Genomic DNA, 24,626 nt, shown 5'->3' with positions numbered 1-24,626 from the left:
CTCTATTTCTCCAGTAATTCGATTGCTTTACGGATCCTGTCAAGAGATTCTTCCTTTCCGAGAACCTCCATAATCTCAGTTGCCCCGCCCGGTGTATTCTGTTTTCCGGAAACCGCTGTTCTAACCGGCCACATTACATAGCCGTTCTTGCATCCTTTCTCTGCAACATATCCTTTTAATGTTTCAAAAAGTGCATCGTTGGAATAGTCATCCTGCTTTTCCAGAACCGGAAGAAGCTCTTTTAACACTTCAAGAGATGTCTCCTCATTTGTCTTCATCTTCTTGTGAATGTACATGGACGTGTCATACTCCGGAAGTTCCTCGAAGAAATCAATCTGCTCCATGATATCCGGGAAAATTTCAATTCTGGTTTTGACAAGAGCAGCGATTTTCTTCAGATCGTAGTCTTTTGTGATAACCTTCCTGATATAAGGCTCCGCCATATCATAGAAGGTATCGAAATCCATCATCTTCATATATTCGCTGTTCATCCATTTCAGCTTCTGTACGTCAAATACGGCCGGAGATTTGCTCATATGGTGGTAATCAAATGCCTTTACAAGCTCTTCCAGACTGAAGATCTCCTGATTGTCCTGCGGGCACCATCCAAGAAGTGCCACATAGTTTACGACTGCCTCTGAGATAAAGCCCTGTTCGATCAGATCCTCATAGGAAGAATGACCGCAGCGTTTGCTCAGTTTTTTATGGTTCTCATCCGTAATCAAAGGACAGTGCACATAAACCGGCGGCTCCCATCCAAATGCCTCGTAAAGTCGGTTGTATTTTGGCGCGGAGGAAAGGTACTCGTTTCCTCTTACCACATGTGTGATATTCATCAGATGGTCATCGACCACGTTTGCAAAATTGTAGGTCGGGTATCCATCAGACTTGATCAGAATCATATCATCCAGCTCAGCATTGTTAACTGTGATATCCCCGTAAATCTCATCATGAAAGGTTGTCGTTCCTTCTGTCGGCATATTGATCCGGATAACATACGGTTTGCCTGCCGCCAGGTTCGCTTCGATCTCTTCTTTGCTCAAAGACAGACAGTGTTTATCATAAACACGGATCTCTGTCCCGCTTTCCGAGACAGTAGACTTCAGACTGTCCAGACGCTCCTTGTCACAGAAGCAATAATAGGCATCTCCCTGCTCAATCAGCTGCTTTGCATATTTCAGGTAGAGACCGCTTTTATTTCTTTCACTCTGCACATACGGCCCATATCCGCCATCCTTGTCCGGTCCTTCATCGTGAATCAGGCCCGTCTTTTCAAGCGTCCGGTAAATAATTTCCAGAGCGCCGTCCATAAAACGCTCCTGGTCTGTATCTTCAATACGAAGCATGAAATCTCCGCCTTCGTGTTTTGCAATCAGGTAGGCATACAGCGCCGTACGAAGATTGCCGACATGCATTCTCCCTGTCGGACTTGGTGCAAATCTGGTTCTTACTTTACTCATAGTTTTCTCTCCTGCTTTCCTTATTTGTCTTTTTTGTCCTTTCCGGTAATATTGATCATATCAATAATCGCAATGCTGACAACAAACAGCAGCATCATACCGTAAACAGCATATCCCTGAAGCTTTTCCGAGTCTGAAAAATATACGATGATGAAAAAAATAATCATGACAATATCGACGCCTGCCATAGGAATGCCAAGTTTACGTCCAACCTTCTTCGGATCAAGTGTTTTTTTCACTTTATCCGGAAGGGTACGGTAGCCCGGAACCATATTCAAAGCTTTTCCGTTGATCAGCGCGATGCTGATAATTGTCATAAATCCAATTACGATCAGACTTCCTACCATTTTTCCTCTTCCTTCCTTTCCTCTTTTTGTATATAGCGGAGGGAATCCTGCTTCCATTCTCCTTTTCGTACCACTTTAAACAGCGTATCCATCAAAAAGATTGCCAACGCTATGGCACCCGCAATCTCAAGTGTCTGAGTCAGGTAGAAACTCGCCATAGAACGGTCATTTTGAAGAACGTAATTCATAATCTGATAAATACCGTTTCCCGGAACAGTCGGCAGAATTCCGCCAATCAAAAATATCGTAACCGGGGCCTTTAATGCCCTTGCAAAAATATGGGAAATCAAACCGGCAGCCAGAGCGGACCAGAAAGACGATATCACCGCGTTCCATCCCGCCTCCATACAGATCATATAGATAAATCCTGCGGCTGCTCCGGAAATCCCTGCCCAGATCAAATATTTTTTCGGTGAATTAATCAGCATGGAAAAGGAAAATACCGCAATAAAAAACCCGATTGTCTTGATTCCGATTTCAATCATAAGTTTCCTCCCATGATTCCATTTCCAAATACTGCAAATGCAACTCCGACCCCGAGCGCGATCGCCGCCGCCTTTAGAAATGCTTCCAGAATTCTCGCGCATCCTGATATATAGTCACCCTGCAGTGTGTCACGCACAGCATTGGTAATTGCAACCCCCGGAACAAGCGGCATGATAGATCCGATTACGACAGTATCGAGATTAATTGCTCCTCCAAGAATAGATTTCACAATAACGGCCATCAGACCTACGCAAAAAGATGTTCCGATATCAAGAATCAAACCGTCAATTCCCGCCGTTTCTGCTCCCGCCATCACCCCTGAAAGAGCAAGGCCGACAATCACTGTTGCCAGCACATCATAGAGCGAACCGCCAAGTGAAATCGTAAATCCAACCGCCACCGCAAGCGGAATAAAAAAAGCAAGTGCACTTGGATATGGAACGGATTCTACTCTTTTCAGCTGGTCATAGGCTTCCTGAAGTTCAATTCCTCCGCCGCAGTATCGTCTGGAGATCTGATTCACCTGCTCAATCACACTTAAGTTTGTTCCTCTTTTTTCAATCCCCTGAATCAGAGTAACAGGGGCAACATTTTCACCGCTGATGCATGCTGTGATTCCCGTCAGGACGACAAGAATCTCCACCACCTCCAGATGGGAAGTCTTTAAAATGTGGTGCATCGTGTCCTCAACCCGGTAGGTTTCCGCACCACTTTCCAGCATCATTTTTCCAGCAAGCATTGCTGTATCCATTAAGAGTTTGTAGTCCATTTAGATGTCCTTTTCCTGTTATCATAGTTCCATGAGACATCATACTATTTCTTCCGGGAAAAATCAAGCCACACAGGAAAACCAGCCCGAAAAAACTTTTCCGGGCTGGTTTTGTATAGGATTTATTATAGTATATCGGCTAGTTAATGTATCCTGCTTTTTTCAGCTCTTCTTCAGCTTTTGCAAGATTTGCCTCAGATACACGGATGATCGGGCCTGTACATCCCATTCCGCTTTCAGCGTAAACTTCGATCTTCCACAGTGCGCGCACTGCATCTTCAAGATCCATAACCTCAATTCCGGCAATCTGAGCTGTCACGATTTCCTTCGGCGGCTCTTTTACTTCCTCTTCTGCTGCAGCCGGTTTTGCAGCTGTCTTATATGCAGCAAGTACTTCTGTATATCCGCATTTCTTTACAGCATTGAACTCAGCTTTTGCAACATCAAATACCTTGTTACGTACAAGTTCTGCAGCGTAGCAGATTGCATTTGCGATTACCGGAGCACCGGAAGCACGTGAAACGATCATAACGAGTTCATCGTATCCTTCTCCGATTCCCGGTCCGTATCCATATCCTGTTGCCTCGAAGCTTCCGCCTGTGTTGAAAGAGGAAAGCATCTTTACAAGAATGTTTCCTGTCAGGGAATCTGTAACAAGGATATCCGGGGATGCCTGAAGGACGTCATTTCCTCTCATTACACATCCGCCGTCTGCACGTCCGGATTCAGCAAAAGCAATATCGTATCCATTGCTCTGAAGCTCCTTCAGTGCTTTTTCTGTCTGGCGTGCGCCGTCAACATTCAGGATGCCGACTGTCGGTTTTGCGATTCCGCAAGCCTTTGCAGCAATTACGCCGTAAACAGCATTTTTAATCATACCTTCAATACGGTCGGTACTGGAAGTACCTGTCGTATTGGCGATAAACATTTCTTTTCCTTTAGCAGGTGTTACAACGCGTCCGACAGTAGATACGCCGATCGGGAACGGGAAATGCATTGTTACAGCACCGTCGATCTCCTTGTTTTTCAGCATATCTTCCATCTTTTTATGACCTTCTTCATCGTCAGCCACTTTGATTGTTGTTACGCCTTCTGCTTCCAGAGTTCCGATGTAATATACATCTACGCCCTGCTTTGCTGCCATCACCGCTGCCTGCATGGAATTTTCTTCACCGTGTTCGCTGCCCATTCCTGTCAGAGCAATTTTCGGGCGTTTGCCGTACTGGCCGCTCTCCAGTCCCTGTGCCATTTCCATAAAGGTAGAGGCAATTACTTTTTCAATACTACTTGCCATTTTCTACACCTCACTATTCTGCCATCAGAGTTTCAGCGAATTCTTTCATAGCTTTTGCGATCAGGCCTTTTACTTCTTCTTCAGATACAGCAGATTCTGCGCTGTTTCCTTCATTTGCCTGGATTACAAAAGATACACCATCGAACAGGTTTGTCATACGTCCAAGGAAGAGACTTCCTTTTCCGATGATCATTGCTTTCTTGATCTTTCCTTCCAGAATATCTTCACGTGCAAATCCGATGTACGGAACACCTGACGGAATATGTCCCTGTGTCGGAGCCCATCCTGTCAGACCATGCTGTGCGATGAAGTCCGGAAGAGCTTTTCTGTCGATATCGCCGCGTTTTACAGCAAGCGCACCGATCATCTTGTAGTTTGCAAGCGGAACATCACCTGCTCCTGCCGGTTTTGTGATATCCGGATTCTGCATTTCCGGTGAGAATTTGTCAATATCTGTTACTTTCCAGCCTACTCTGTCAAGCGGATCTGTTACAAGACTTCCGATAACAGCCTGAGGTGCGGAACCGGTTCCTACTGTATGACGTCCAAGAACATCCAGATTGATTTCCGGGTTTACACCATCGTTTTCTGTAACGACAACCGCAAATCCTCCAAGGCAGTCTTCCAGGATCGGAAGGCCTTTTTTCACGTGGTCTTTACCGTTCATACCAAGTTTTGCAGTACATCCACCTGCTGTAACAACAACAGTTTTATATGCTCCGGATTTTACGAGAGCAGCTGCCTCAATCAGAGCGTGGGATGGTCCTGCACAGAATCCACGGGAGTCAGATCCTGTTGCGGATACAAGTCCTGCTACTTCTGCAGCAGCTTTCGCGAAGTTACCGCCGCCTCTCTGGTTCATATCACCACATGCTTCCTCAGCACAGTCGATAACGTACTCAACGTCTTCTTTGTTGATTCCAGCATTGCGGATTGCATATAACAGAGCAAGTACGCTGGAGGCTTTGCTCATCAGGTTTTCATGCATTACATGAGCAGAAAGGTTCACATCGATATCGTGAGCTGTTCTTACACATCCAACAAGTTCATTGTTGTGGTACAGTCCTTCTGCATGCTCATTTTCGATATAGTGTTTGATTTCGTCCAGCTCATAACCTTCTTCAATCTTGGAGATGATATCCTCTGTGATGATCGGGTCAGCAGCCAGAGCATCTTTATGAGCGCTTACGAAGTTCTTGTCAAGTTTTACAACTTCGAACATATCGCAAGCCTGTACTAAAAGAAGGAACTCTTCTTCCGGCATGATTTCACCGAATTTTCCGTATCTTTCTGCTCCTTCTTTTGTTTTATCATAGTAAGGGAATTCAACCTGGGAAAGTTCTTCCGGTGTAGCGTTTCCAATGTAAACCTGGTTTGGCCAGTAGTTTACACATTCTTCATAAGAGCGTAAATGACCTCTTAATTCTTTTAAATATTCTGATTCCGGATTGACAACTCTTTCTGTTGTCTGTGTTGTTCCGTTATATACTACCATTTCAGGAGTATGTGCCAATACATAGCTGGCTCCTTTAATTACACTGTTCATTGTTAGTGTCCACCTTTCTTTACGTTATAAAAAGGAATTATGTTGTAGAAAAAGCGGTGAGGTAAGTATTTACCCCACCGCTCCTGAATCCGAAATCCGGTATTTCAGATTTTCCTATAAATACTTACAGTATTCGTCACGGATTGCAGACATTTCGTCTACGATGTCGTCAACATCAAGAACCATTTCCATCATGCCGACCTGCTCATCGTATACCGCTTCATCAAACTCTTTTTTCAGTTCTGGTTCACAAACGTGATATGTCGTGAGTCCAAGCTGGACCCCTGTCAATGGACCTGCGAATGTTGGGTCACCAGCAGTAACTGTTTCAGCTGCAAGACCAGCAGCTTCACCTTCAGCTGCACCAAGTACTACTACCAGGTTTTCTGGTCCGAATTCATCTGCGAATTCTTTAACCCTCTTCTGATTCTCAAGATCCATTGCGCCTGCGCTCGTTCAGACGAAACATTCTGTTGAAGAAAAAACAATTTCTCCACCGGCTGTCTTTACGCATTCTGCGATAGCCGGTCCCGGAACACCATCACGGTCACCAATAATAATGACTTTTTTACCTTCTAAAATTGCCATGATGTTTTTCCTCCTTCCCTTCATTTTAATAATTGGTTGATAAATATTTATTCAGGGCACCGCTTTATGCCCTCGTAAAGCCCGAAAGGGCAATTACGCAAAAGAAATTTACGCCATAGCGTAGTATTTTTTAACCATCTCTTCTACTGCTTCCGGAGTAGCGTCATCTTTTACTAACTCTTCCACTTTTTCACCATCTTTATAGATAGCAATAACCGGAAGTCCAAGGATCTTCTGGCCGATTGCAAGACGGCGTGCTTTTGTTGTATTTAAAGATGTAAATTTGATTTTGTCGCCATATTTGTCAGCATATGCATGAACATGCGGCATTAAAGCCTGGCAAGGTACGCATCCATCTCCGAAGAAATCTACGAGAACGTATCCTTCTGCCTGCAGAACTTCTGGTTCAAATGTTTTCTTATCTACTTCTAACATTGTTAAACTCCTCCTTAATACTTCTTATTCGTTTTCGTTGATATATTTTTCAGCCTGTGTAGCAGCAATTGCTCCATCTGCAGCAGCTGTTACTACCTGACGAAGGCTCTTGATACGAACATCACCTGCCACAAATACGCCAGGAATGTTTGTATGCATGTTTTCATCGGATTTGATATATCCTCTTTCGTCCATGTCGATCACGCCTTCGAAAATTTTGGAATTCGGGATTGTTCCGATAAATCCGAATACACCGAACATTCCGTCATCTTCGTCTGCTTCGATTGTAGTAAGTTCGCCAGTCTTAACGTTCTTAACTGTCATGGAAGAAAGAATACCGTCACCGTTTACTTCTTCTACAACGGTATCCCATAAGAAATGGAGTTTGTCATTCTTAAACGCCTTTTCCTGAATGGACTTCGCTGCACGAAGTTCATCACGTCTGTGGATGATTGTAACTTTTCTTGCGAATTTTGTAAGATACATCGCTTCTTCAACAGCAGAATCTCCGCCGCCTACTACGAAAACTTCAAAATCTTCAAAGAAGTTGGCATCACATGTTGCGCAGTAAGAAATACCTTTTCCCATAAATTCTTTTTCGTTTTTGCATCCAATCGGACGTGCAAAAGCGCCGGTTGCAATGATCACTGTTTTTCCAAGATATTCTGCCTTGGCACTCTTCAGCTTTTTCACATCGCCATCCAGTTCAACAGCATTGATTACGTCTGTCACACGCTCTGCGCCAAACTTCTCAGCCTGTTCTGTCATTCTTGCGATCAGAGAAGGGCCGCTTTCTCCCTCCACGATCTGTCCCGGATAGTTTTCAATTTCATCCGTGATAGCAATCTGTCCGCCGTCTTTTCCTTTTTCAATGATCAGAGTGGATAAGCGGCTTCTTCCGGCATAAAGGCCTGCTGCTAATCCGGCCGGTCCTGCTCCCAGGATGATTACGTCATAAATTTTGCTCATAACGTTTACTCCTTCTTTCCTATAATGTCTTTATCCTTACGTCCGGAAGGCTGCAGGCCTGTCCGGACGCTGAATTCCACATGACGCCAATCAAGAGGGCGTTTTCAGACTCTTATTTATCGAAAATCGTCTGATCTTCAACTTCTGTAGTAAGAGCATTTAATGCTTTTTCTACGATTTCTTTACGAAGTTTGTATTCTTCGTCTTTATCAAGTGCCGGGTTGCCAAGCGGATGAGGAATGGCAATAGCCGGAACGATTCTGTTTGCACCAACTGTCATGGAGATTGGTGTAACTGTGCAGACATGAACAACCGGAAGTCCGGCAGCTTCGATGCCTTTAACAAGCGTTGCACCGCAACGCGTACAGGTACCTCATGTAGAGGTGAGGATAACTGCGTCAACTCCGTCAGCTTTCATCTTCGGAGCGAACTCTTCAGCGAATGCTTTTGCAGAAGCAACGGCTGTTCCGTTACCAACTGTTGTATAGAATTTATCATACAGTTTTCCAATCTTACCTTCTTTTTCCATTTCACGGAGAACATCCACCGGAAGTACGCGGTCCGGATCTTCGTTTGCGTATACCGGGTCGTATCCGCCATGTGCTGTCTCGAATGTTTCTTCTGTCAGATCATCTACGCCTGCAATGCTGTATTCACCGTATTTGGAAGCATTGGAGCTTTCAATATGATCCGGATTTCCCTTCGGTACAATACCACCGGATGTAACCAGTGCAATTGTTGCTTTGGAAAGATCTTTTACAGCCGGATTCGGAGCAACTCTGTCGAATGTCGGCATCGGATACTCTGTTTCAAACGGTTTGCCGGCGATCTTCTTAAGAAGCATTTCAACGGCACGTTTGGATCCGCGTTTTTCTTCGAAGAAGTTTACACGAACACCGTTCGGCATATAACCTTCCTGACAGGAAGCACCGATCTTCTCATGTTTTGCAAGTTTAAGAGCAAGCGGAGCCATGCTTCCGACTGCTTTTCTCATTCCTGCAGCAGAGTTCTTTGTAGCTACTGTGTAAACTTTGTTTTTGAACATATCAGCACCAGGGTTTTCTGTGTACATACCTGTCACTGCCGGAATACCAAGTTCTTCCTGTACAGCGTCACAGATTGTACCGCAGGCAACACCGTAACGTCCGGCATTGAATGCAGGACCTGCTACGAATACATCCGGGTTGTATTTTTTAACGATTTCAATAATTTCTGCTTTTGCTTTGTCAAGGTTTTCGTTGAAGTAAGAGTCACCGCAGATGATAGTAGCAACGATTTCTGCTTCTTCTCCGAATGCCTGTTTAAATGCCATACCTGGTCCGACAACTTCGCCCTCGCGAACTTCTACCGGGTAATCAGCTTTTTCTTCTCCACCAATATTAGCGAAGAACTGATTGATATAATGAACTACTTTTAACATCTTTTTCTTCCTCCTTCACTATCTGGCGCTTAAGTAACCAAATCCTGTTTCGTTTGTTGCACCTGTAATTGCCTGGATTTCAACTTCGATTGTTCCGTCTTCACGTAAGCTGTGTTCGTTACCGCCGGCAATAGTGTTGACATAATCCAGAGTTCCGATTACTTTGTCAAGTTTCGGAAGTACGACTACCTGGTTTGCGTTACCGCCTGTTACAACTGCATCTGCTGCAACGTCAGCGTCAGCAAGTGACTGGGATTTTCCATCGCGTCCAGCATATTCGTCTGTGATGATGACAGTCTTAACGCCTTCTGCTTCAATTTTCTTACAGTTCATGATAAGGTCTGTATCCGGGTTACCGAATCCTTCCTGAGATACGATAACTGCATCCAGATCAAGAAGACGGCAAAGTTTTGCTGTCCAGTCAGAAGAACGCTGTTTGTCAGCAAGGTATACGTTTTCGTTTGTCAGGATCTGGCATACGAAGTTGATTGTCTTGCCGTGTTCTTCAAAGAGGTCATGTACAACCGGGTTGTTTTCGTGTACGTATGTAGGGTTCTTGTCACATGCAGATACACAGTTACCGGAAACGATTGCACCGTCCATTACTTCTGTCGGGTTGATGATTGTAGAAAGTGTTTTCTTTGCGTCAACGCCGTATACATATGTATCATGCAGAAGTCCCTGGCTCTGAAGCATCTGTACATATGCTACTCTCGGAAGTCCCGGAAGTTTTTCCATTCCTTCTTTGATTCCATATGTTTCATATACTTTTGTTTCATCCGGTGTGAGTTCTCTTGCGAGTTCACCGAGATATACAGCAACACGGAAACCTGCGAAACGTACCGCTGCTTCATATTCATGCTGTTTGATTCCGTCAACCGGCTCACATACAACTACAAAGTTGTTCAGTTTGGAGAATGGTGTGTAGTCAGCTCCCGGGCCTGTCATATCGATGATACCTTCCTGGAATCCGACAATCTTACCTGCTGTTACGACAGCCATTCCCTTTAATGCGTATGTTTTTCCTTCGCCGACTGTGTCAACTTTGGAAATAACTCCCGGGAAAACTCCTCCGCGTCCTTCAACCTTTACACGAGGTTCGATAACGTCTTTTACCGGTGTGATTCTTACGCTTTCTCCCGGTCTTGCGATGTCAAATTTTACGCTTTTGATGTGCTCGTCCTCAAGGACAACTTCTTTTACAGCTTCTTCGGATACATAAAGAACACCGTCTTCAATTTTAGACTCAGTGCCAAACTGGATGTCCTTGATAAAAATGTGTCCAACTTCTAATCTCACTGTAATTCCCTCCTTCTAAATAATGAAATCTATGCCCCAAAGTACCCCAGTACTTTATAGCCTTTTTCTTTTACCAGGCATCTGCCGACGGAAGTGCACTGGATATTAATGTGTAATCAATCAGCCTGAAATCTTCATAAACCTGCGGTGCATATTTATCCGATTTGAACTGAAACTTGCTGACGGAGGCAATGGCCCGTTCGATAATTTCAATTCCCATCAGGTCTGTCTCGCCGCTCTTTCGGGAAACCATTACTGATTTGTAAGGTGTTTCATTCGGCTTAACACTTCCGGAAAGCGGATGCGTTAAGAGCTTGTACCCTTTACATACTTCTTCTTTTACTTTTTTCAAAACATCTTCATATGAGCAGTCATAAAACTCCACATCATGATCCTGCCCGAGCTTTTCACGAACGAGCGGGTTGTTTGTTATAATTCTATAATCCTTCTTCATGGCTCCACCTATTAAAAAAGGACGGCTGACTTCCGCCGAAGCAGAATACAAGGCCGCCCTTCTGTCTTATGTATGTCATCCTGATATATTTGTCATACACGATTCAGAATGTGGTCCTTTCCCTGATCCTTTTGCCTGAAAGTTTCACCTTTGGTCTGTAAGGTTTGCATCTTCGGCGGTTCATTTGCGAACTCTCTCGCAGGAAAAATCATCCCACTATTCAATTGTCATATGCGCAGAATATGTCTTTCACAATTCTGTTTAGAGTATACCACATCGATTTATAGATTTCCAGCTTTTTATTCGATTTGCACATAGTTTTTTTCTATAAACCATTTCTCTTGTTCATGTTGATACGCTCTTTGTTATTTTTTCTTCTTTCTCTGAAGCTCAGGATGCTTCGGCAGGAAGTTTTTAAAGTAATCGTCGTGGGTCTTCTTGATCATACCGCTCAATGCAAAGAGGGCGATAATGTTAGGAACAACCATCATACTGTTGAAGCAGTCTGCCATATTCCATACAAGGTCAACCTGTGCAAGAGAACCAAGTACTACGCATACACAAACGAGAACCGAATAAACCGGAACTGCTTTTGGTCCGAAGAGATACTTGATATTCGCTTCTCCGAAGAAGTACCATCCGATAATGGTAGAGGAAGCGAAGAAGAACATACAGATCGCAATAAAGATCTCTCCGCCTTTTCCATAAAGAGTCGAATACGCAAACTGGCTGAGTGCTGCTGCGGAATATCCGCCTTCAACCACTTCATAGGACTTCGGAAGCGCCTGAGTTGTTACAATAACGAGAGCTGTCATTGTAAGAACGATAAACGTATCAATGAATACACCTGTCATTGCCACAAATCCCTGCTCTACCGGATGATCTACCTTTGCAACCGCATGTGCATGAGGTGTGGAACCCATACCGGCTTCGTTGGAGAACAGTCCTCGTGCAACACCTTTTGTAATCGCCTTGGAAACTGTAGCACCGATCGCACCGCCTGTGATAGCATCAGGTGCAAATGCGCCTACAATAATCTGCTCAAATGCCAGAGGAATATTTCTCCAGTTATAGATAATAATAATCAGAGAACCGACAATGTAAAGTGCCGCCATAAGCGGAACCATAAGCTCGGTAACTTTTGCAATACGTTTCATTCCGCCTGTGAAAATGAACAATGCAATAACTGCTACAACTACACCTGTGATCCACTGCGGAATACCAAATGCCGTGTGGAAAGAAGATGCGATAGAGTTAGACTGAACTGCATTACCCATGAAACCAAGTGCGAAAATCAGAAGTACCGCAAAAATCGCTGCAAGTACTCTGCCGAATGTACCTTTGAATGCTGCGCGAATGTAGTAAACAGGTCCTCCTGTTATAATTCCGTCGCTGCCGACTTTCTTGTACTTCTGTGCCATAATTGCCTCGCAGTAGATCGTCGCCATGCCAAGGAATGCTGCCACCCACATCCAGAATACAGCACCTGGACCGCCGATCGCAATCGCTGTCGCAGCTCCTGCAATATTACCAGTTCCTACCTGAGCAGCAATCGCTGTCGCCAGCGCCTGGAAAGAACTCATTCCGTCTTTTCCCGCTTCTCCTTTTTTGGAAAACAATCCGCCGAATGTACGTCTCAGGCCTTCCGTGAAGCCACGGACCTGAATGAAACCGGTACGGATGGAAAACCAGATACCTCCTCCTACAAGTGCTACGATCAGGATATAGTTCGACAGATAGTCTTGAATAGTTAGTACGATGTTGTTCAATGTTTCCATAACAACCCCTCCTTTGCCCTATAGATGTTTTGAATATTTTTTCCTGATGTATCTATCATACCATTTTTAAGCTTAGTTTACAATAATTTAATGAATTTTATATATTTTTTGTTTATTTTATCCAGTTTTTATTTTATCTTTCTGCTTCAACGCAAAAAAAGAAGGCGGAATCCCACTGTTTCAGGGGGTTCCAGCCTCCTTAAAATATGCATCTTAATTATAGTTTCTTTACTTTTTATGCACATTGCCAAATTTTTGTCATTTTGTTCTATACATTTATTTCCGCTTTTATTCCAAGCTCATCTTTATGCTGATCCAGTACCGGACGTACCACATTCGCAAGGAACGCCTCCACCTGCTCTTTCGCGCGTCCTGTATAGCGGACCGGATCCATTGTCTTTTGAAGCTCTTCCAGCGTCAGGTTGAATGCAGGATCTGCCGCAATCAGTTCCAGAAGGTTATTGTCAAGACCTTTCTCTTTCACATTCTTTCCTGCTTCCATGGAAAGTTCGCGGATTCTCTCGTGCAGTTCCTGACGGTCCCCGCCTGCCTTTACCGCATCCATCATGATGTTTTCTGTTGCCATGAACGGAAGTTCTGACATCAGACGCTTCTCGATGACTTTCGGATAAACGACCAGTCCGTCTACCACATTCAGGCAGAGATCCAGAATACCGTCAATGGCAAGGAATCCTTCCGGAATGGAAAGACGCTTATTTGCCGAATCATCCAGTGTTCTCTCAAACCACTGGGTAGCCGAAGTAATGGCCGGGTTCAGCGCGTCGATCATCACGTATCTGGAAAGTGATGCGATTCTTTCACTTCTCATCGGGTTTCTCTTATATGCCATAGCCGAGGAGCCGATCTGATTTTTCTCAAACGGCTCTTCCACTTCCTTCAGATGCTGAAGAAGCCGGATATCGTTTGACATTTTATGTGCACTGGCAGCAATACCTGCAAGAATGTTCAGCACTCTTGTATCCACTTTTCTGGAATAAGTCTGTCCGGAAACCGGATAGCAGGCCGAGAAGCCCATTTTCTTCGCGATCATCGGATCAATTTTGTCGATCGTCTCCTGGTCTCCGTCAAAAAGTTCCAGAAAGCTTGCCTGTGTTCCGGTCGTTCCCTTGGAACCTAAAAGCTTTAATGTTCCGCTTACATACTCCAGATCTTCCAGATCCATCAAAAATTCCTGGAGCCAGAGCGTTGCCCTCTTGCCTACCGTCGTCGGCTGCGCCGGCTGAAAATGAGTAAACGCAAGAGTCGGCTGCGCTTTATACTGATCCGCAAAGCCGGCAAGCTCATTGATTACATTGACCAGTTTCTTTCTGACCAGTTTCAATGCCTCTGCCATCACGATAATATCTGTATTATCTCCAACATAACAGGAAGTCGCTCCGAGATGGATGATTCCCTTTGCCTTCGGACACTGCTGACCATAAGCGTAGACATGGGACATAACGTCATGACGCACAAGCTTTTCCCTTTCTCTTGCAACATCGTAATTGATGTCATCCGCATGTGCCTTAAGCTCTTCGATCTGCTCGTCCGTAATAGGAAGTCCCAGTTCCTTTTCCGTTTCCGCCAAAGCGATCCAAAGTTTTCTCCACGTTCTGAATTTCATATCCGGAGAAAAAATATACTGCATTTCTTTACTTGCATACCGTTCTGATAATGGACTCTGATATCTGTCGTTCACTTTTCCATGCTCCTTTTCTTAGTTTCGGCCTGTCGGCCTTTTTGCATTCCTACTATACTACAGAACAAAGAGAAACGCAATATAATACGTTTCTATAGATAGCGGCGGTACTGATGCTTCCATTTCTCCAGGATCTCCGGCGCCGCTTCTTCTTTCATCCCGCTCTCCTTTTCTTCAATCATCTGCTCTACCCGGTCCGCCGTCCGGGAATAAGACGGATTTTCCTCGAGAAGTTTCCGGTATTCATCCTCCTGCATATATCTGGAGCAGGCATAGATATAGGCCGTCAGCATTGTCTCATCCTGACAGATCTCATATGCCTGTCTGTACATGGACGCTGCCTGCTCATAGAGAAGTTCCCTTCCGTAAGCTGCTCCAAGACATCCGTACACCTTGCCGTAAAACCGTTCTCCCGCGGATTCATCTCTCTCATCCTGCAGAATGGACAGATAGACAAGAATCGCAGATTCATATTCACCGCTTTCCAGCAGATTGTCCGCCTTATATTTTCTGCGTTCAATCTCTTTCTGATCCTTCAGTCTGTCCAGTACATTCCGGATATGTTCCATCTCCGGTTCCGAGTAAATTCTGGCATGCTCCAGAATGCGGAGCACGAACTGTTCAATGGTCCCCTTTTTCTGGATCAGATCTAGAAGTTCTCCTGCCAGTTCCCGCATATCCAGTTCCGAATACAGCCACTCGCAGATTTTTTCATTCATGATCGTATAATCAATCAGATAGAGATTATTGCAGAGATAGTAGCACAGTTCTTCTATTGTATAGATCTTTCTGTGAATGCGTGTAATCTTGTACGGTTGTGATGCTTTTTTGTTATGACAAAGAATTAAACTGCCCATTGGTACCTCCCAGATGAATTATTTTTTCTACCTTGAAGTCCGTAGCCGGGAAAAAGTCTCCAAATCCTGCATCTCTGAAGCTCAGCCGGCAGGTACGCTCGTCATCAAATTCCGTGCGGACAATCAGTTTCATGGAATATTCCTTCCGTTTCGGCATTCCCGCGAAGGAAACAGTCTCTACGTTCCACTGGCCTGTTGCAAGGGATTCGATATGAATTTCAATATCCTCGGTGTTTTCAAGGAGCACCTCCCATTCACGGGTATCTTCATACCAGTGTGTTCCGAACTCGACAATCGGATACCAGATATCCACCCCATCGATCCTCATCTTCAGGCAAATCTGCTCCATCAGCTTTGTTTCATCCAGATACGTCGGCACATCAAGAGAATTGGACCGTTTTTTCAGTCCGCAGTAGCAGGCTCCTTTGCTGTAGAGATTATTGCCGATAAAAGCCCTGCGTCCATTGCAAAGCACTTTCTGCGAATTCGGATACCAGTTGTTTTCAAATCCTTCTCCCGTCAGGTAAACAGAAGAAACATGCTTTTTATCAAACACTCCCTGAATAAAGTGCCGGAACCGTTCGTCCGCATTTCTGGCCTTGTCGACATTGAGCACAGGATAAACCGCTTTCAGCTCTTCCATCTGGGCTTCTGCAACCTTTTCCACGCTGACGAAATTCTCTTTTTCTCTCCGGTAGTCGGTATTCAGCTGCTTCAACATATACGCCTCAATCTTTTCCCGGTCACAGTAAAAGAGAGCAGACTCATACTGCCAAAGCTCTTTCGGCTGATAAAGCATATAATAACAGAAACTTTCACGATAATCCATTGCATAGACCCGCGCTTTATCTACTCCCGCCTGCGCCCCTGCTTCTCTCAAAAATGTACGGATCTCCTGATCAATCCAGGGTACTGTAAACGAAACAAAGGTCACTTCTTTCTTGCGGAATGTCTGCAGTGTCAATTCAATAAATTTTCCAAGGAGCCATCTTGCCTCATAGACAGTCCCCTCTTTTTCAATCTGCTCATTTCTCTGCGCTTTCCGGTAAAGATCGGAAACCACCCACCCCTTGTCCATCATCGCTGCTCTCTGCGCTTCGCGCCCGAACATCCATGCTTCTTTATAATGTCCTACCATCAGCGGAATCTGGTAATTGTCAGCTGCCACTTCCAGTGTCTTGAGCTCATGCTTTTCTTCATCAAAGTAACTGATCTGACATCCGTTTTCATTCAGATCATATCCGATGATATATCCACCATTTTCCATCATGATCCCTCTCCTATTCTAGTATAACATAAATAATTCCTGTGACAGTTCCTTCTCACGGCTGTACTCATTTATGGCCTGTTTCAGGGCTTCTTTTGTAAGCTCCGACATATCATCAAGCCGTCCGTAAGTTCCGACAGCCGGTATTTCACCGTCAAGGCGGAGTACATGTTTTTCGGACACTGCCGTACTTCCATCCATCTTCAATTCCTTAAAGTAGTATTCGAGAATCTCGTCGCTGTAAAGAATAAATGTCCTTACATGAATATCCTCATAAACAGCCGGCATAATTTCTTTCTGATACGGCTGTTCATCTTCCTGGTCTTTCGCTTTTCTGATCTTGTATTCAATTACAACCTGGCTTCCTTTTTTGGCCCGGTATTCAATAATGCTCTTATCATACAGCATCACCTCCTGCAGCCATGGCCTTGGATATTTCAGATAGAACTGAAAGACAGCCTGTTTTTCACAAAGTTCTCTTAAGAAACGTTTAAGCAGTTCCTCCGACGCGCTTTCCAGATCATGCTCTGAATAGTATTTTAAATATGCAATCCGGCAGATATCCGGAAGCTGCTCTCCAACAGCTGCTTCCTTCTCCACAACTTTCCATACCGACTCTCCTGTCTGACGTTCCCGCATCAGATACTCCCGGGAGATATACGCAAGATACGCTCTGATCAGGCGGAAATACCCGTTTCCACTGTCATAGTAATCGCAGAAAATTTCCTCTTCTCCGAAAATATTTTCGGAAAAGACCATCTGTGTGATGATACGCTCTGCAATCTTGCCGGAAGGTACCCCCTCCTTTTTCGCCGCGCGCCACACCTGTTTCATATTCCTGGTAGCCCCACAGTAATACATGGAAAGATACGTCAGTGTCGTCCTGTCGAAATGGCCTCTCTGGAAGAGGACAAAACATACTTCCAGAAGAGTCTCCTCCTCTTCATATCCGTCTTCCTGAATTTTCTTCGTACAAAGGTCAAAAATCTCCTCGTCCGCAAACAGCTCCATTCCATGTTTCTCGATATTCTCAAAGGAAAGCTCCGGAACCGGCACGGATTCTTCTTCCTGATCCGGTTTCTTTTCAAATTTTCTGCACAGTTCGACAAAACGCATCTCATAAAAAAGTCTGGTCGTTTCATATGGAATCGAATCGGTATAATGCCGTCCGTCCATGGATTCCCAGATAATTCTGGAATCTTTATCGTAGAGGAAAATCATCGCGCTGCCATCAACAACGCCGACTCTCTGGTGGATTTCCCCGTCTTCCTCAATCACCATGACAGACTTCATAAACGGGAGCTTTGTCCTGACTTCGTAAGCATGACAGATATCGTTAAGCGCTTCCAGCCTGTCTTCCGTCATATTTTCTTCCGTGCAGAATTTCTTATAGATAATCCGAAGCGGCTCATTGATATGGCGCTTCAGAAGCTGTTCCCACGCAAACGCCTCCATCTTGTCACGGTAGTAGGCGTAAATCTCTCCTGTCTCATCCTGAAACTGTATGATATTGGCATAAAGAAACGCTGTCTTTTCATAAGTAAGCGTATTCCCGTGCATAAAGTAAAGGCATACCGCTTTTGGAAGCGGATCTTTGACTCGCTCCTCCTCGATGGTCATCATATAATATTCATAGAGCTGTACGATTTTCATCTCCTGTTCTACCGCAAGCTCATACCATTTGAAATACTCGGACCGGATCTGATTTCCTTTAATCAGAAGCGTACAGATGGAAGTCAGCACCATCGGGTCCGGATAATCTGTATACAGACGTTTCAGAAGTCTGAAAAGCTGTCTGTCAAATTTCTTCTGCTGCCCTGCCAGATTCGCTGTATAGAGGGCAAGCTCCCGTGTAAACAGGCCGTATCTGGATCCAAAACTCAGAACCCGAATTTCAAAATTTCCAAGTTTCTTCAGACAGACCGGATCTTCCCGGTAACATTTAAACGCCTGCAGGTACAGAAGTGTATGACCTGCTTTTTCTGCATAGAAATGCTTCTCCAGCGCGGCAAGCCTTCTTGTAATATTTCTGTATTCCGGATCAATATCAACAAGCATGCAAAGAGCGCTCCACATTTTCGGGTGCTTATTATATGCCTTCTTTATCTCATCGGTCACATGTTCTGTATGGTTTGCATTCTTTTTCAGAAGTGCCGTCAGATACAGATAATATGTTGTATTTTCCGGACGCTTCATCATGTCGAACCGTCCGTAATTATACTCTTCGATAATCCTGGCGGCCTCCTCGGTCTGACCGCTTTCCAGGTATGCATGCGCTTTTACAAGAGAACAAAATGCCGCATCCCGTCCAAGATTTTCCATTTGCCCGGCCAGCTGCACCGTATCCTCTGCCCAGCTTAACAGATCGCTCGTTCCGGTAATACAGGAAAAATATCCTTTTATAATCTGTGTCATATAAAAGGTCTGCTCATGCTTCGGAGTATGCACTCCTTCCCGTGTCACCTCGATCTCGTACGCAATCTGTTCGTACGGAGTTGTAAAAATAATCCGGCCGAAATTTCTTCCGGCATGAAGAACCTGCGGAGTAATCACATAATGGAATCCCAGCGTATTTCCGACAAAATCATCGGTTGTAAACTCCTTCTGCGTGATCTGGATAAAATTACCCTCCACAGAGGCACGGATCGGCATATAACCCCATGTATTTTTGGTAATGATTATATTCTCCCGCACCGCCTCATTCGGGCTTTCAAACTTCTTTTCGTACTCGGACAGAGAAAGGAAGAGGCATTCCTTCTGCTTGATTCCCACAAGGAACTCCTCCACTGCCTGCTCTCCAAGAGACCATTTCCGCATATTATTATAGAGCGCCACCACCCTTGGATTTTCATACCGCAGGATCTCATAAAAACTCATGGAACGGAACAGCCTGCGCGCTTCCAGGAAATCCTTCATCGCCAGGAGTTTAAAATCCTTCATGTTCTGCACCTTTCCATGGGATGTCATAAGATAAGGGCGCTCAATCACTGCTGTAAAGGAAAGCTCATATTCACCTCCGTTACAAACCACGGTAAATGTTCCGTTTTCCACGTATCCGGGCTCCAGCCCTTCTGCATCGTAGGTGAATGAAATCACAACCGGATTCCCCTCAAATCCACTCTCTTTCAGATGTATCCGGAAAGAGGAGGAATAGACAAGTCCTCTTACCGGTGCTTCTTTTCTGTTTTCAATCGTAAAATTCCCCTGAAATGTTTCCCCTTCTCCAATCAAAAGCACCAGGTTGGTCTCTGAAAACCTTACATCCGGCTGCTCCTTACTAAAATCTCCATTTGAAAAGCGTTTAATCTTATTTTTCAAGCCTTCCACCTCTTGCATTGCATTTTTTATCAGATATACTATAATTGAAATTATAACATTATTCCCTGTCATATGGCAATGCCTGTGCAAAATTTATCAAAACTTGTCAAAAAAGTTGTTACTGTTCACACAGTATTTCGGAGCAGACAGATACAGCGGCATGCTTGCATATAAGATGTATCTGCCTGCTCCGGAGTACGAGTTTAACTTGTAACCATAAATATTAGGAGGACATACACTATGAGCCAGTCAACCGCTTTTCATGGAAGCGATCTCGAGCAGGTCGCGCAATATTACCATCTGCCGCAGGAGGAAATTATCTGTTTTTCCGCAAATGTTAATCCTCTCGGTTTTCCCGCGAAAACAGCCGGACTTGTCTGTCAGAATTTTTCCCGCCTGATGACTCATTATCCGGACCGGGAGTATACAGGTCTGAAACAGGCAATCGGTAACTACTGTCATATTTCCCCGGACCATGTTCTTGTCGGCAATGGTTCTACCGAGCTGATTTCTCTGCTGATTCAGTCCTCCGGGAGAAAACGTGCCGTTCAGATCGGTCCTTCCTACTCGGAGTACGAAAGGGAACTGAATCTTGCCGGAATCTCTTTTACAACATGGTTTCCGAAAAAGGAACACCTCTTTCAGCCTGACACGGATGATCTGCTTGACTTTCTGACGGCTCACAATGCAGACTTTCTGATTCTCTGCAATCCAAACAATCCGACCGCCCGCGCACTTGCAACCGGAGAGATTGCGGAACTTCTGGAGGGATGTATGAAAGCCGGTATTTTTGTAATGATCGATGAGACTTATGCGGAATTCGCCGACAGAGAAGTTTCTGCGATGTCTCTCGTCTCCAGGTTCCCGAATCTGATGGTAATCCGGGGAATTTCCAAATTTTTCGCTGCTCCCGGACTCCGTCTCGGGTACGGTGCATCCGGAAACCGTGCTTTTCTTGATCATGTAAAGACGCACCAGAATCCATGGAGTGTCAACAGTGTTGCAGCCTTTGCCGGAGAGCATCTGTTCTGTGAGGAAGAGTTTATCGTTAAAACAAAAGCCCTCATATCAGGCGAGCGTATCCGCATGATACAAGGACTTTCTGAAATTCCTGCTCTTCGTGTCTATCCGAGCGACAGCAACTTCCTGCTTGTCGAGATCCTGGATCCTTCCCTCACGGCATCCGGTCTTTTTGACTGCCTGATCCGCCAGAAGCTGATGATCCGGGACTGTTCCTCTTTCGAGGGACTCGGAACTCAGTTTTTCCGGTTCTGCCTGATGCTTCCGGAACAGAATACCGCACTGCTCCAGGCAGTCCAGGAATTTTTCGCAAAATCGCGATAAGTCCGGGAATTCTTCTCCCGAAAGATGATTCTACAGAAAAAAACCGCACTGCAGCGGAAAACGCTGCTGCAAAAGCAGCCCGCCGCATGCGGAAATCCTGTAGATTTTTTTATTTCTTTTTCAGGATGAGAGCGATAAATATGATATCCTCGTCTCCGTCATTTACAAGTCCGTGGCCCTCTCCGTCCGGGCAGAACGTCACATCACCCGCGCAGATTTCGCGTTTTGTGCCGTTTTCATTGTAGATTCCCTTTCCTTTTAAAAGGTAATACGTTTCTGTTTCGCCATGATGCTCATGGTATCCAAGCTCGCATCCGGGCTTGATTGTCACCTCGCTGAACATGCCGCAGCCATCTCCAAGCTGTTCTCCTTTGATCAGTGCTTCTTTGAGAATGTATCCCGCACCGCCGGAAGCGTGCTCTGCCTTTTGAATTTCCCGTTCTTCCTTATGTGTAATCATCATCTTGCCCTCCTTTTGCTTCTTTTCCAAACTGGTTTTATCATAACACAAAGGCACTGCATTTTCAAACACAGTGCCCTTTCCCGGTTATCTGGTAACAATTTTATAATATTCTCTTGCCGTCAGTTTAAAGACAAACGCATAAATCAACGCAAAGATAAGAACCGTTCCAATTGTACATGCAACAATCAGGTTTGTGTTCGTCAGATTAAATGACGAAAGAAGTCTTCGAATCAGCTGGAATGCCGCTGCCAGATGGAGAACCGAAAGTCCAAGCGGCAGGAAAAATACCATCCTGATCTGACTGTTGACGGTTTTTTTAACCTCCCGCCGGCTCATGCCGACTTTCTGCATGATCTGATACCGGTTCCGGTCCTCAAATCCTTCGGAAATCTGCTTATAGTAGATAATCAGTACGGTTGCCATCAGGAACAGACCGCCGAGGAAAATTCCAAGGAAGAAGAAGCTTCCGTAAAACATATGGAAATCTTCTTCGTAGACGCCCCGGAGTTCCAGGTATCCTCCGATTCCGTAATCATTCTGAATCCTGTTGGTAATGGCCTCTGCTGCTGCCTCTTTTTTCTCTTCGCTTCCGGTCAGATCAAACCCATAGGAATATTCCATCGATACTTCTCCGGATTTCGGCAGGGATGAGATCAGATTGTTAATGACCGTCTGATCTTTGACGAACAGGATATAAGACTCCATTACAGGGAAGTTCTGCTTCTTTTCCATCGGAATTGCATCCGGCTCTTCTACAATGGTAAACTCCGTGTCTTCAATCCGGAAATGATCCTTTCCATAAGGCGTTTTGGAAGAAGTGTATATGACTGCTTCCTGATCCGAAAGCTCCAGATTTTCTCCCATCATCTCATTATAGTATGATACCGGAGCAAGCTGTACCAGCACCCGGTTAGGGTAAAAGAGACTGCCGAACGCATAGAAGGAAAATCCATCTTTTTCTTTATCCGTCACCATGGAAACAGACTGACACCGGTATCCGTTTTCCTGCCGGATCCCTTGCCGGTTCAGTTCTTCCGCCACTACCGTATCCACAGTCCGGATCGTTTCTTCATTACTTTGCTCAATGGTCAGAATCAGCTCCTTCGGAAACCGGTTTCCCATTATGTTTTCCATTCCCAGATTCAGGCCGACTGTCGTTGAAAGCGTAACCAGTACCATTGTACTCAAAATACAGATATTGGCAAGTCCTACTGCATTCTGCTTCATCCGGTAAATCATGCCGGAGACAGAATGAAAATGTTTCGCCTTATAATAAAAAGATTTATTTTTTCTCAGAAGTTTTAAAAATGCTATACTTCCTGCAACAAACAACGCGTATGTTCCGATAACGACAAGGAGCACCGCTACAAAGAAGACACTGATCGCTTCAATCGGATTTTCTACGATATTGGCCAGTATATAACCTGCCGCGATTGTCACGACTCCGAAAACAGTAAGCAAAATCTTGGTTTTTGGCTCTTTTTCACCTACATTTCCGCCTCTGAGAAGTTCAATCGGATTTGCTTTACGCACCTGAATCAGATTGGATACAAATGCTACAAAAAAAATTACCGCAAAAAGAATCAGGGTCGTGCTGATACTGCTGCCCGTCACTTCATACTGAAGGGATGTTTGATATCCGATAATCTTATAGAGCAGAAGAAACATCAGTCTTCCAAGGATAATTCCGCCAAGAATTCCCGCCAGGATACTGGCGCCTCCGACCATCAAGGATTCCCAGAACATCATAATGGCAATCTCTTTCTTTCCCATTCCGAGAACATTATAAAGGCCGATCTCTTTTCTCCTCTGCTTGATCAGGAAGCTGTTTGTGTAGAAAAGAAATACACACGCGAAGATTGCAACAATGACTGTACCAAATCCGAGAATGCTTCTCATGCTGCCTGCCCCCGGCATTTCTTTAATTCCGGAATTGTCCATGATGATCGACATATCGAAAAACAGCATGATCGTGATGATGCTGGTTACCAGAAACGGAAGATACGACCGTTTGTTTTTCTTCAGGTTGGTGAATGCAAGCCGGATGTAAATCGATTTAAACATGCCGCTCACCTCCTGTGGTCAGTACCGTCAAGGTGTCTGAAATCTTCTGGTACAGCTCTTCATTTTTCATATTGCCCCGGTAAATCTGATGGAAGACTTCGCCATCTTTGATGAAAAGGACTCTGCCGGCATGGCTTGCCGCTTTCACAGAGTGGGTTACCATAAGAATGGTCTGTCCCGTCTGATTAATCCTTGAAAACTGGTTCAGCAGATCGTCTGCAGCCCTGGAATCCAGCGCACCGGTCGGCTCATCTGCAAGAATCAACTGTGGTTTGGTAATCAATGCTCTGGCCACCGCCGTCCGCTGCTTCTGTCCTCCGGATACTTCATAGGGAAACTTGGAAAGAAGCTCATAAATTCCAAGACTCTTTGCGATCGGCTCCAACCGCTTTTCCATCTCCGGATACTTCCTTCCTGCAAGCACAAGCGGAAGGAAGATATTATCACGGATGGAAAGAGTATCCAGAAGATTAAAATCCTGGAATACAAATCCCAGATTCTGTCTCCGGAATGTTGCGATCTCCCTCTCCGGCACTGTAGAAAGATCTCTCCCTTTCAGCTTGATGCGCCCGCCTGTCGGCTTATCCAGCGCTGCAAGAATATTCAAAAGTGTCGTCTTTCCGGAACCGGACTCTCCCATGATTGCGACATACTCTCCTTCTTCCACGGAAAAGGTCACATTTTTCAGGGCTTCTACCTGATTCCCTCCAAAACGTGTTGTATATGTTTTCTTTAGATTCTGCACTTCAAGAATCGTCATCTGCTTCTC

General features: G+C 44.9%; 21 protein-coding genes and 1 riboswitch. Of the genes, 1 reads left to right on the top strand and 20 read right to left on the bottom strand.

Annotated elements, in window-relative coordinates; genetic code table 11:
• Positions 1 to 2: 2 nt before the first annotated feature.
• The 17 genes from gltX to B5G11_RS04330 form a co-directional block, all read right to left on the bottom strand.
• The gene (gene gltX / locus B5G11_RS04410) at positions 3 to 1,460 is read right to left on the bottom strand and encodes a glutamate--tRNA ligase (RefSeq protein ID WP_087252318.1); all 1,458 of its coding nucleotides are present in this window, start codon (positions 1,458 to 1,460) and stop codon (positions 3 to 5) included.
• Positions 1,461 to 1,480: 20 nt separating this feature from the next.
• A complete protein-coding gene (locus tag B5G11_RS04405; protein ID WP_158099210.1) occupies positions 1,481 to 1,807 on the bottom strand; it encodes a DUF3784 domain-containing protein in 327 nt (108 codons plus the stop codon).
• Positions 1,801 to 2,292, bottom strand: coding sequence for a threonine/serine exporter family protein (locus tag B5G11_RS04400; RefSeq protein ID WP_087252317.1), 492 nt, complete (start codon positions 2,290 to 2,292; stop codon positions 1,801 to 1,803). The genes B5G11_RS04405 and B5G11_RS04400 overlap by 7 nt, the downstream gene beginning before the upstream one ends.
• On the bottom strand, positions 2,289 to 3,062 hold the full coding sequence (locus B5G11_RS04395) for a threonine/serine exporter family protein (RefSeq protein WP_087252316.1): 774 nt from the start codon (positions 3,060 to 3,062) through the stop codon (positions 2,289 to 2,291). Before B5G11_RS04395 ends, B5G11_RS04400 begins: the two co-directional genes overlap by 4 nt.
• A gap of 139 nt (positions 3,063 to 3,201) precedes the next feature.
• On the bottom strand, positions 3,202 to 4,356 hold the full coding sequence (gene grdD / locus B5G11_RS04390; RefSeq protein WP_087252315.1) for a glycine/sarcosine/betaine reductase complex component C subunit alpha: 1,155 nt from the start codon (positions 4,354 to 4,356) through the stop codon (positions 3,202 to 3,204).
• Between the two features lie 13 nt (positions 4,357 to 4,369).
• On the bottom strand, positions 4,370 to 5,902 hold the full coding sequence (gene grdC / locus B5G11_RS04385; protein ID WP_087167802.1) for a glycine/sarcosine/betaine reductase complex component C subunit beta: 1,533 nt from the start codon (positions 5,900 to 5,902) through the stop codon (positions 4,370 to 4,372).
• A 114-nt stretch (positions 5,903 to 6,016) separates the two neighbouring features.
• Positions 6,017 to 6,490 (bottom strand): glycine/sarcosine/betaine reductase complex selenoprotein A, encoded by a 474-nt coding sequence (gene grdA / locus B5G11_RS04380; RefSeq protein WP_087167801.1) that lies wholly within the window; start codon positions 6,488 to 6,490, stop codon positions 6,017 to 6,019.
• A gap of 108 nt (positions 6,491 to 6,598) precedes the next feature.
• Entirely contained in the window at positions 6,599 to 6,925 is a 327-nt protein-coding gene (locus B5G11_RS04375; RefSeq protein WP_087167800.1) for a thioredoxin family protein, read from the bottom strand.
• Between the two features lie 24 nt (positions 6,926 to 6,949).
• The gene (gene trxB / locus B5G11_RS04370) at positions 6,950 to 7,894 is read right to left on the bottom strand and encodes a thioredoxin-disulfide reductase (RefSeq protein WP_087252314.1); all 945 of its coding nucleotides are present in this window, start codon (positions 7,892 to 7,894) and stop codon (positions 6,950 to 6,952) included.
• Between the two features lie 112 nt (positions 7,895 to 8,006).
• The gene (gene grdB, locus B5G11_RS04365) at positions 8,007 to 9,314 is read right to left on the bottom strand and encodes a glycine reductase complex selenoprotein B (RefSeq protein WP_087167798.1); all 1,308 of its coding nucleotides are present in this window, start codon (positions 9,312 to 9,314) and stop codon (positions 8,007 to 8,009) included.
• A gap of 18 nt (positions 9,315 to 9,332) precedes the next feature.
• Complete coding sequence (locus tag B5G11_RS04360) at positions 9,333 to 10,613, bottom strand: glycine/sarcosine/betaine reductase component B subunit (protein WP_087252313.1); 1,281 nt, start codon at positions 10,611 to 10,613, stop codon at positions 9,333 to 9,335.
• A 70-nt stretch (positions 10,614 to 10,683) separates the two neighbouring features.
• Positions 10,684 to 11,067 (bottom strand): GrdX family protein, encoded by a 384-nt coding sequence (locus B5G11_RS04355; protein WP_087167796.1) that lies wholly within the window; start codon positions 11,065 to 11,067, stop codon positions 10,684 to 10,686.
• 112 nt (positions 11,068 to 11,179) lie between these two features.
• Positions 11,180 to 11,279, bottom strand: a riboswitch (glycine riboswitch).
• 153 nt (positions 11,280 to 11,432) lie between these two features.
• Positions 11,433 to 12,845 (bottom strand): sodium:alanine symporter family protein, encoded by a 1,413-nt coding sequence (locus tag B5G11_RS04350; RefSeq protein ID WP_087252312.1) that lies wholly within the window; start codon positions 12,843 to 12,845, stop codon positions 11,433 to 11,435.
• Between the two features lie 268 nt (positions 12,846 to 13,113).
• Positions 13,114 to 14,544, bottom strand: coding sequence for an adenylosuccinate lyase (gene purB, locus B5G11_RS04345; protein WP_087252311.1), 1,431 nt, complete (start codon positions 14,542 to 14,544; stop codon positions 13,114 to 13,116).
• A gap of 92 nt (positions 14,545 to 14,636) precedes the next feature.
• Entirely contained in the window at positions 14,637 to 15,401 is a 765-nt protein-coding gene (locus B5G11_RS04340; protein ID WP_087252310.1) for a hypothetical protein, read from the bottom strand.
• Positions 15,376 to 16,671 (bottom strand): DUF5716 family protein, encoded by a 1,296-nt coding sequence (locus B5G11_RS04335; RefSeq protein ID WP_087252309.1) that lies wholly within the window; start codon positions 16,669 to 16,671, stop codon positions 15,376 to 15,378. Before B5G11_RS04335 ends, B5G11_RS04340 begins: the two co-directional genes overlap by 26 nt.
• A gap of 15 nt (positions 16,672 to 16,686) precedes the next feature.
• Positions 16,687 to 19,986: a DUF5717 family protein gene (locus B5G11_RS04330; protein WP_343215472.1), complete on the bottom strand. Its 3,300-nt coding sequence runs from the start codon at positions 19,984 to 19,986 to the stop codon at positions 16,687 to 16,689.
• Positions 19,987 to 20,226: 240 nt separating this feature from the next.
• Here B5G11_RS04330 and B5G11_RS04325 point away from each other — a divergent pair, with 240 nt between their 5' ends.
• Positions 20,227 to 21,330: a threonine-phosphate decarboxylase gene (locus B5G11_RS04325; protein WP_087252308.1), complete on the top strand. Its 1,104-nt coding sequence runs from the start codon at positions 20,227 to 20,229 to the stop codon at positions 21,328 to 21,330.
• Positions 21,331 to 21,439: 109 nt separating this feature from the next.
• Here the strand turns inward: B5G11_RS04325 and B5G11_RS04320 are convergent, their stop codons facing one another.
• The 3 genes from B5G11_RS04320 to B5G11_RS04310 form a co-directional block, all read right to left on the bottom strand.
• The gene (locus B5G11_RS04320) at positions 21,440 to 21,793 is read right to left on the bottom strand and encodes a cupin domain-containing protein (RefSeq protein ID WP_243272985.1); all 354 of its coding nucleotides are present in this window, start codon (positions 21,791 to 21,793) and stop codon (positions 21,440 to 21,442) included.
• Positions 21,794 to 21,877: 84 nt separating this feature from the next.
• Positions 21,878 to 23,857, bottom strand: a complete 1,980-nt coding sequence (locus tag B5G11_RS04315) for an FtsX-like permease family protein (protein WP_087252307.1) — start codon at positions 23,855 to 23,857, stop codon at positions 21,878 to 21,880.
• Complete coding sequence (locus B5G11_RS04310; RefSeq protein WP_087167789.1) at positions 23,850 to 24,617, bottom strand: ABC transporter ATP-binding protein; 768 nt, start codon at positions 24,615 to 24,617, stop codon at positions 23,850 to 23,852. The genes B5G11_RS04315 and B5G11_RS04310 overlap by 8 nt, the downstream gene beginning before the upstream one ends.
• Between the last annotated feature and the right edge of the window lie 9 nt (positions 24,618 to 24,626).

The organism is Drancourtella sp. An57 (assembly GCF_002161525.1).
In the GTDB taxonomy this organism is placed as follows: domain Bacteria; phylum Bacillota; class Clostridia; order Lachnospirales; family Lachnospiraceae; genus Sellimonas; species Sellimonas catena.
This window is presented reverse-complemented; position numbering and strand designations above follow the sequence as displayed.